The following is a 1,662-nucleotide window of genomic DNA, read 5'->3' as shown; positions in this document are numbered from 1 at the left end:
CCTGATCGGGGCTCGGCATGGTTCTATCCGCAAACGCTCGAACGCGGCAGCGCAGCCGCCGCCTGCCCCGTCTCTATCCCATGGCCCCGCCCTCCGCCAGCGGGCACGGCGCGCCCGGGATGCAAGGCCCCCCGCTTGCCATTCGTCGAGGAAAGCCCGATGTGACAGGAAACGGGAGACCTCATGCTGCGGCGCATCATCCATATTACGCTGGATGCGTTCTGGACCTTCGCCGCCGATGACGGCTGGGCGATCGCGAGCCATATCGCCCTGTCCGCGCTCATGTCCCTGTTTCCCTTCCTGATCTTCGTGACGGCGCTGGCCGGCTTCCTCAACCTCCAGCCCCTGGCCAACGAGACCATCCAACTCATCCTGGAGACCTGGCCGCAGCAGGTGGCGGGACCCATCTCGCGCGAGATCTACAATGTGGTGAACCAGGTGCGCACCGACGTGCTCACCTATGGCGTGGTGCTCGCCATCTACTTCTCCTCCAACGGCATCGAGAGCCTGCGCATCGGCCTCAACCGCGCCTATGGGGTGAAGGAGATGCGCGCCTGGTACTGGCTGCGGCTGGAATCCATCGGCTACGTGCTGCTCGCCGCCGTCTCCATGCTGGCCTTGTCCTTCCTGGTGGTGCTGGGGCCGCTCATCTGGCAGGCGGCGGTGGCGCAGCTGCCGGCGATCGCGCCGTTCTCGGGTGCCATCACCCTGATCCGCTTCGGCGCCACCTCCATCATCCTGGTGGTGTCGCTGGTGGTGGCCCATCTGTGGTTGCCGGCGGGTCGGCGCTCCCTCGCCGAGGTGGCCCCGGGCATCCTCGTCACGCTGGTGCTGTGGCTGGTGGCGGCCACCGCCTTCGGCTTCTACCTCGCCGAATTCCCCGCCAATTATGTCACCACCTATGCCGGCCTCGCCTCGGTGATGATCGCCCTCGTCTTCCTGTACCTGACGGCGTCCATCTTCGTGTTCGGCGGCGAACTCAACGCCGCCATCAAGCGCAGCTTCTGCGGCACGCCGGCGACCGTCGGGAACGAAACCATCGCCCCGGCCGCCCCCGTGGAAGCGAAGCGGTGAGGGAGTGATGAGGGAGTTTTTGCCGGAGCTGCGGCCGGACGGGCGCCAGTCGGAGACGGCGCGCGCCGTGCAGCGCGGGGTGCTGCTGCACCTGGCGCTGGCGGGGCTGGCGGGCGTGCCGGAATTCGCGCTGGTGTCGGGCCGCCGGGCGGACATTCTCGCCCTCGGCCCCAAGGGCGAGATCACCATCATCGAGATCAAGTCATCGGTCGCGGATTTCCGCGCCGACGCCAAGTGGCCGCAATATCGCGCCTTCTGCGACCGGCTGCTGTTCGCGGTGCCGCTCGACTTCCCCATCGAGATCCTGCCCGAGGAGGCCGGGCTTCTGGTGGCCGACGCCTTTGGGGCGGAGTGCCTGCGCCAACCGCCCCTGCATCCGCTGGCGCCGGCGACCCGCAAGGCGCTGACCCTGCGCTTCGCCCGCGCCGCCGCCACGCGGCTGGCGCTGCTTTACGATCCGGACCTGCTCAGGGGGCTGATGTAGGGCGGGCGCGGGGGGCGTCACCCGGCTTCAGATGCAACGCCGGCGCCACCCCCTCTCGCGCACCAGCCAGCCCCCTCTCCCGCCTGCGGGGGAGAGTTGGGGAG

Annotated in this window: 2 protein-coding genes; both read left to right on the top strand. The window is 68.9% G+C overall.

Annotated elements, in window-relative coordinates:
• Positions 1–183 precede the first annotated feature (183 nt).
• A complete protein-coding gene (locus K9U41_RS22780; RefSeq protein ID WP_282643119.1) occupies positions 184–1,074 on the top strand; it encodes a YihY/virulence factor BrkB family protein in 891 nt (296 codons plus the stop codon).
• Positions 1,075–1,081: 7 nt separating this feature from the next.
• Positions 1,082–1,558, top strand: coding sequence for an MmcB family DNA repair protein (locus tag K9U41_RS22775; protein ID WP_282643118.1), 477 nt, complete (start codon positions 1,082–1,084; stop codon positions 1,556–1,558).
• The last annotated feature ends 104 nt before the right edge of the window (positions 1,559–1,662 follow it).

It is taken from the genome of Xanthobacter autotrophicus, assembly GCF_029991245.1.
Lineage (GTDB): Bacteria > Pseudomonadota > Alphaproteobacteria > Rhizobiales > Xanthobacteraceae > Xanthobacter > Xanthobacter autotrophicus_C.
Note: the sequence above shows the minus strand (reverse complement) of the source record. Positions and strands in the feature narration are given on the sequence as shown.

Bases quoted from the DNA above. Each gene is read 5' to 3' on its own strand.
- K9U41_RS22780 (WP_282643119.1), top strand. From the start codon at position 184: ATGCTGCGGCGCATCATCCATATTACGCTGGATGCGTTCTGGACCTTC.
- K9U41_RS22775 (WP_282643118.1), top strand. From the start codon at position 1,082: ATGAGGGAGTTTTTGCCGGAGCTGCGGCCGGACGGGCGCCAGTCGGAG.